Origin of the sequence: Bradyrhizobium sp. 2TAF36 (assembly GCF_052114925.1) — a bacterium.
Taxonomy (GTDB): domain Bacteria; phylum Pseudomonadota; class Alphaproteobacteria; order Rhizobiales; family Xanthobacteraceae; genus Bradyrhizobium; species Bradyrhizobium barranii.
This window is the reverse complement of record NZ_JBFRFR010000177.1, coordinates 1-6297: the sequence shown is the minus strand read 5'-3', so window position 1 is coordinate 6297 and position 6297 is coordinate 1. Positions and strand designations below refer to the sequence as shown.

Annotated in this window: 9 protein-coding genes; 7 read left to right on the top strand and 2 right to left on the bottom strand. The window is 63.1% G+C overall.

What is annotated here, in order from left to right; all coding sequences use genetic code 11:
- The coding region (locus AB4Z51_RS43925) for a 4Fe-4S dicluster domain-containing protein (protein WP_441499673.1) at positions 1–431 on the top strand (431 nt) is incomplete at its 5' end.
- A gap of 49 nt (positions 432–480) precedes the next feature.
- Positions 481–1479, top strand: a complete 999-nt coding sequence (locus tag AB4Z51_RS43920) for a formate dehydrogenase subunit gamma (protein ID WP_135214020.1) — start codon at positions 481–483, stop codon at positions 1477–1479.
- Between the two features lie 35 nt (positions 1480–1514).
- Here the strand turns inward: AB4Z51_RS43920 and AB4Z51_RS43915 are convergent, their stop codons facing one another.
- Positions 1515–3500, bottom strand: a complete 1986-nt coding sequence (locus tag AB4Z51_RS43915; RefSeq protein ID WP_135214021.1) for a 4Fe-4S dicluster domain-containing protein — start codon at positions 3498–3500, stop codon at positions 1515–1517.
- A gap of 249 nt (positions 3501–3749) precedes the next feature.
- On the opposite strand from AB4Z51_RS43915, the gene AB4Z51_RS43910 reads away from it, so the two are divergent.
- The 5 genes from AB4Z51_RS43910 to AB4Z51_RS43890 all read left to right on the top strand — a co-directional run bounded on the left by AB4Z51_RS43910 (position 3750) and on the right by AB4Z51_RS43890 (position 5981).
- Positions 3750–4211, top strand: a complete 462-nt coding sequence (locus AB4Z51_RS43910) for a DUF3305 domain-containing protein (RefSeq protein ID WP_071908873.1) — start codon at positions 3750–3752, stop codon at positions 4209–4211.
- A gap of 20 nt (positions 4212–4231) precedes the next feature.
- On the top strand, positions 4232–4867 hold the full coding sequence (locus AB4Z51_RS43905) for a DUF3306 domain-containing protein (RefSeq protein WP_441499672.1): 636 nt from the start codon (positions 4232–4234) through the stop codon (positions 4865–4867).
- Between the two features lie 21 nt (positions 4868–4888).
- Positions 4889–5515 (top strand): TorD/DmsD family molecular chaperone, encoded by a 627-nt coding sequence (locus tag AB4Z51_RS43900; RefSeq protein ID WP_441499671.1) that lies wholly within the window; start codon positions 4889–4891, stop codon positions 5513–5515.
- A 74-nt stretch (positions 5516–5589) separates the two neighbouring features.
- The gene (locus AB4Z51_RS43895) at positions 5590–5715 is read left to right on the top strand and encodes a hypothetical protein (RefSeq protein WP_256376444.1); all 126 of its coding nucleotides are present in this window, start codon (positions 5590–5592) and stop codon (positions 5713–5715) included.
- A gap of 56 nt (positions 5716–5771) precedes the next feature.
- Positions 5772–5981 (top strand): hypothetical protein, encoded by a 210-nt coding sequence (locus AB4Z51_RS43890; RefSeq protein WP_208083770.1) that lies wholly within the window; start codon positions 5772–5774, stop codon positions 5979–5981.
- 32 nt (positions 5982–6013) lie between these two features.
- On the opposite strand, the gene AB4Z51_RS43885 is transcribed toward AB4Z51_RS43890, so the two are convergent.
- Positions 6014–6297: sensor histidine kinase (locus AB4Z51_RS43885; protein WP_441499670.1), on the bottom strand; the 284-nt coding region annotated here is incomplete at its 5' end.

Here is a 6297-nt window from a genome sequence, read left to right as displayed (position 1 = left end):
GTACCGATGCGCCTTGCGCGTCGGTGTGTCCGGTCAAGTGCATCTATCCGACCGAAGACGGCATCGTCCTGCACGACAAGGATTTGTGCATCGGCTGCGGCTATTGCTTCTACGCCTGCCCGTTCGGAGCGCCGCAATATCCCCAGGTCGGGAACTTCGGCTCGCGCGGCAAGATGGACAAGTGCACCTATTGCGCGGGCGGCGGCGGACCGGRGGCGCCGGGCAGCGCGGAAGAATATGCGAAATACGGCTCGAACCGCTTCGGCGAAGGCAAGCTGCCGATGTGCGCCGAGATGTGCTCGACCAAGTCGCTGCTCGCAGGCGATGGCGACATCATCGCCCAGATCTACGAGGAGCGCGTCGAGAAGCGCGGCTACGGCTCCGGAGCCTGGGGCTGGACAACCGCCTATCACGAGGACGTCAAGTCATAAGGGACCTGCGCTTACCGCGACGATTAGGGACGAAGATTGGGTATCCGTCATGACGGCTTTCGCACGCATTCGCTTCGTAGCGCTGTTGTTGATGCTGTTCGGTCTCACGACAGCCCCGGTGCTCGCCCAGAAGCTCGGTCCCGACGGGGCGCCCAATCCGACCGCCAGTGTGGCCAATCAGAAGACGCTTCTCGAGCAGGCGCCGCGCATCCAGGGCCGGATCGACATTCCAGATGTCAAAGCCAGCGTGCTGATGCAGCCGGCGGGACGGACCTGGGATTATTTCCACGAGGTCCTGCTGCACTGGGGTGGGGCGGTGGTGATCGTCGGCATGCTTGCCGTGCTCGCGCTTGCTTATCTGATCATGGGCCGGCTTCGCATCGAAGCGGGGCGCTCCGGCCAGACGATTGTCCGCTTCAAGGCTTTCGAGCGGTTCGCGCATTGGCTGACAGCGGTTTCGTTCGTGCTGCTCGGATTGACCGGCCTGAACATCACCTTCGGCAAGGTCCTGCTGCGGCCGCTGGTCGGCCCGGATCTGTTCTCCGACATCTCCCAGGTCGCCAAGTACGTGCACAATTTCACGAGCTTCGCCTTCGTGGCGGGCCTCGTTTTGATCACGGTGCTCTTCTTCCGGGACAATCTGTTCAAGCGAGTCGATATTGACTGGGTCAAGCAGGGGGGTGGCTTCATCAAGTCGAAACATGCGCCTGCAGGCCGCTTCAATCTCGGTGAGAAATTGGTCTATTGGCTGTCGGTCGCGGCCGGCCTCCTGGTCTCCGCATCGGGATTCGTGCTGCTGTTTCCCTTCTACGGCACTAACATTGCCGACATGCAGATCGCCCAGGTCGCCCACGCCGTCATCGCGATCCTTTTCATCGCGCTGATCCTGGGACACATCTATATCGGCACGCTCGGCATGGAAGGCGCGTTCGAAGCCATGGGTACGGGCGAGGTCGATATCAATTGGGCGAGAGAGCATCACGACCGCTGGCTCGCCGAAAAGCTCGAAGCGGAAGGCCGGCAACCCTCGGCCACGCCGGCTGAATAGCGCGATGGCGCTCGGACCAACCTGAACCGGGCAATTCAGCCGGAGCGGCCGTCCGGGTCTCGCTTCCCGTCCCGGTCACGCAGGTAATCGTCGGTGGTGCGGACGGTCGGGCCGGTTGCGCCATAAGATTCAAAACCTTGTTCGGCGACGAAGCCGACGCGGCAGTCGCCGCACATCTTGATGGCGTCGAGCCGCTGCGCCGAGCCCGAATACATCCAGTGCTGGCCTTCGAGCTTCGCGACCACACGCTCGATGCTGCTCTTGACGCCGAATGGCTTGCCGCAGCGGATACAGCAAAACGGCTCCTCTTCCTTGAGAAGGCGGGCTGGCGCCCGACTGGCACGGAAATCAATCTGCGGAACCAGTGTGATGACGTTTTCCGGGCACGTCGTCCGGCACAGGCCGCACTGAACGCAGGAGTCTTCGACAAAACGCAATGCCGGGCGCTCGGGGTCGTCGCGCAGGGCACTCGTCGGACAGACCGACACGCAGGACAGGCAAAGTGTGCAGCCGGCAGCATCGATCTCGACGGTCCCGAACGGCGCGCCTTCGGGCAACGGAATGACATCGACGGGTGCAGGCGCCGCGCGGTGCAGTTCGGCCAGCGCAAAGCGCAGCACGTCGCGCTTGCCGCCCACGGCGCGGAAGCTCGCAGGGCGCGGAGCGGGCGCGTCGGCCGGCGCGGTGCGGAGCGCCTCGATCAAATGGTCCGGATCGTCGGTCGCTATGACGGAAAGCCGGGCCGGGCCGAAGCCGAGTCCGGCAAGGATCGGATCGGCGAGCGCGATCGTCCGCGTCAATCCGGAGACGTCATGGCGCGGCTTGGCCCGCAGCAGGAAGCGCACCGCCGACACGCCATAGGCAAAAGCCGCGATGATGCTTTCCAACCCGATTTGCGTGACCTCGTTGACCGCGAACGGCAGCACGTTTGCGGGCAAGCCGTCGCCGAACCGCGACAGCGCGTCGATCAGCGGCGCGCCGTGGCCTTCGTCATGGACGAGGACAACGGCCCGCTCGCCGCCCGCCTGACGGTATGCGAGCAGCATGGCACGCAGCTTTCTGACCAGCGCGTCTTCCGCCGGCAGCGCATAGGATGCGGCGCCCGTGGGACAGGCCGTCGCGCATTGGCCGCAGCCCGCGCAGATGTTGGCGTCGATCGCCACATGGTTGCCGGCAGGTGTGATCGCGCCGGCCGGACAGAAATCGAGACAGCGGGTGCAGCCGGTCCGCTTCGAGCGCGAATGTGCGCAAAGCCCGGCGTCGAAGGTGATGTAGCGCGGCTTCTCGAAGGTCCCGACGAGGTCGCGCGCTTTCAGCACGGCCTGGAGGATAGCTGCGGGACTGCCGGGATCCGCACGCAGATAGCCATCGCGCAAGTCGGCAGGAACCAGCGCAGGCCCGCCGGTCAAGTCGAGGACGATATCGCAGGTCGAACGGGCGTTGTTGCGCGACGCGCCAAACGTCAGGGCTCGACGCGAGGACGGTGCGGCTTCGGCGAAATCGTCGACCACCACATCGAACGCGCCCAGGTGTCCTTTGACGCCCGTTATCCGGCCCTTGGCAATCGGATAGTCGGCGTTACGTGGCGGTGCGATCGCGGCTGGCGGCGCAATCAGCACGGTGACGTCGAGATGCTCCTTCAGCAAGTCGCCAGCCTCGATCGCGGCCTCGTCGCGGCCGTAGATCAGGATGACTCCGCCGCTTTCCAGCTGGACCGTCGGCGCGGGTGCGGCGACTTCGGCCGCGGCGGCCAGCAGCGCGACCATCTTCGGTCCGGCGCGGTCGGCATCGCCAGACCATCCGGCGGTCTCGCGGATGTTGGCAAACTGTATCGAATTCGCACGATTATTTTCGGAAGCAACCTGCGAAAACAGTGCTGCCTGCTGCGTGCAGGCCACCGTGAGCGGACCATCTTCGGCGGCGACAGCCTTGAATCGGCCGAGTTCGGCGCCGCAGAGCTGCGTCGCTGCCGTCACTTCACCGCGGCAGCCGCGGCGAATTGCGTCTGCATCGAGCGGCATCGTCCCTTCGCACGAGCAGATCAGGAGGCGCCTGCCGGTGTCAGATATGACGGTCACAATATCTCGCGGCTCCCAAAATAGAGCGGCCACCTACTGGCCCGTTCACCCCCGAAGTATATACTCCGCGTATCGGAAAAGACGACGCCCGTATCACGAGCGCACGATTATCGCTCTCGCCGGGCGCGAGCGCGCGGCTTCGCTGGATTGGCTTCGGAAGCAGGAACCACGTCTCGATCGCGAGAGGGTACATTGGTCTCGACAAGTCTTGCACGCATCGCTGTCGGTGTCGCAATCGAACGGCGCAAGGCGAAGAGTGCGTGGGCCGATTTTCTGTGGCGGCCCGTCTCGGTGTTCGCGGGAGAGCCGTCCGCGAAGCCGTGGACTCCGATTGGTGGCGAAGGCGAGGTCACGTTGTTCTATGCCGGTGATGCCGTGATCGAGCTGCACCGGACCGAAACCACCAACTATCGCGATAATCTCACGTCAGGCTCGCCCACGCTGTGGGTCAATTTGCGTCCGACCGGCTCCGAGCCGCCCTACGAGCTGCTCGCGGTCACGGCCGATCCGGCGGAGGGCGAGGCGTTTACCGATGCAGGCAGCAATCTGGTCGAAGCCGTGCCGATGCCACCAGGCATCTCCGAGATCGTCGGCCGGTTCGTCGCCGAGCATCATGTCGAACGACCATTCGTCAAACGGCAGCGCAATCGTTAGCAGCGGCATGAGAGAGATCGATGTCAGAGACTAACGTCTTCGTTCGCTGGGCGCGGCTCAAGCAAGCCTCGAAAAGCCAAAACGCTGAACTTGCTCCGGTCGACAAAGAGCAGGCTGCCGAGCCGTCCGTAGCGAATGACGGGAACGACCAGCCTTTCGATCTCGCCAGTTTACCGTCGATCGAATCTATCAGCGCTCACACCGACATTGCGGCGTTCCTGCAGACGGGCGTTCCGGCCGAACTGAGGCGCCTGGCATTGCGCCGTGCCTGGGCAACCGACCCTGCGATCCGCGACTTCATCGGGATCGCGGAGAATCAGTGGGATTTCAACGATCCCAACGCAATTCCCGGATTTGGCCCGCTCGATCCGGCGGACAACGTCGCCGATCTTGTCGCGCGGATGTCAAAGGGGCTCGAGCAGGTGGGTGACGCGCTTGCGGACGTGCCGCCGCCAACCGAGCTCATTCCGCAAGGAAAGCTTGATGCCGAACAGCCCATTCTCGAACCGACGATATTGGCAGCTCAATCGCTGCCCGATGATGCCACGGCACGACCTGACCAGGACCGGAGTGAGAGCATGCAGTCCGTCAGTCCTCCCGCCGAAGAGCTTCCCTCCCGGCGAGCACGACGTCATGGCAGCGCATTGCCCCGCTAGCAACCGGCAGGATGATATGTCTTGCGCGATCGAACAATGATGGATCCAACTTCAACAATCGCTTCAGTGCGTATCGTCGATGAATTCGACCTCGCCCGGGCGCAGGAATATGCCCTGTTGGCGACGTTGCTGACGCGCAGCCCGGACGCGCAGCTGCTGCGCCGGATCTCTGCATTGCACGGCGATGCGAGTGCGATGGGCAAGGCGCACATGGCGCTGGCGGATGCAGCGCGCCGGACCAATGAGCAGGCCGCATCGAGCGAGTTCTTCGCCCTCTTTGCAGGGTTGGGCAAGCGGGCGCTGCTGCCTTATGCGTCACACTACCTGTCCGATACCCTGTATGGCCGTCCACTCGCGCGGTTGCGGGAAACTCTCGAGGGTCTCGGCCTCGAAGCGGCTCCGGAACGTACGGAGCCCGAAGATCACGCGGGATTTCTCTGTGAGATCATGGCAGGCTTCGCCGGCGGGAGCATTCCAGCGCCAGCGGATGCCGAGCGCATTTTCTTTGATCAGCATGTTTCACGCTGGATGAGGCGCTTTTTCGTTGATCTCGAGCGGGCCAGTTCGGCGGACTTCTATGCGGCGGTCGGCGCGCTCGGACGGACGTTCATCGATATCGAGGCGGAGGCCTTCGCACTTCCAGGTTGAACACAGCGTTTTGTACGGCCGCTGCACAAATCCGTTTGGAAGCGTGCTAGGTTGCAGGGGTAGGGATCAACAGAATGCGCGTTTTCATAATTGCCTGTCTGTTCGCCGCCGTCGTCGCACTTGGTGCCGCCGGCATCCTTGATCATTTCGTGCAGGAGTCCGCCACAACGGCGTTCGCTGAGTCGAGCGCCCGCGTTTAGCGGTCATTATTGTTTGTTAAGCTTTCTGTTCTCCACATAGACGTGGGAGACGCCATATGCGCCGGTCGCTGATCGCCTGTTTCGTTGTTGCAGCTCTGATCGCCGCTTCTGCTCTGATCTTCAGGACGCAACCTCGCTCGATAGAGCTGTCCGCCGCGGCCATGCCGTCCTTGGTCGAGCTGCACGCCATGGCGGGCGTCCATCAGCTCGCGGATCAGGAGATCGACGATCAGTCGCTCATTTTCCCGGCCAGCGTAAAGCAATAACCTGGCTCCAGACGATCCTGCTCCCGGCCCGCCTAGATCGGCATCTCGAAAGAGAAGGTCGTTTCGCGTCCGGTCGATATCGCACTCAATTTGCCTCCATGGGCCTGGGCGATTTGCGAAGCAATGTAGAGACCAAGTCCCAGACCCTGCTGACTGGGCCGGTCGCCTCGCGTGTATGGCTTGAAGAGGTTTGCCAGCGCCTTTTCGGAGATTGGCGGGCCTTCGTTGGACACCGTCAGATCGAACGTTCCGTCCAAGGTTCTGGCTACGACGTGGATCGGCCTACTCTGGTCACCGTACGTAATCCGTACGTAAT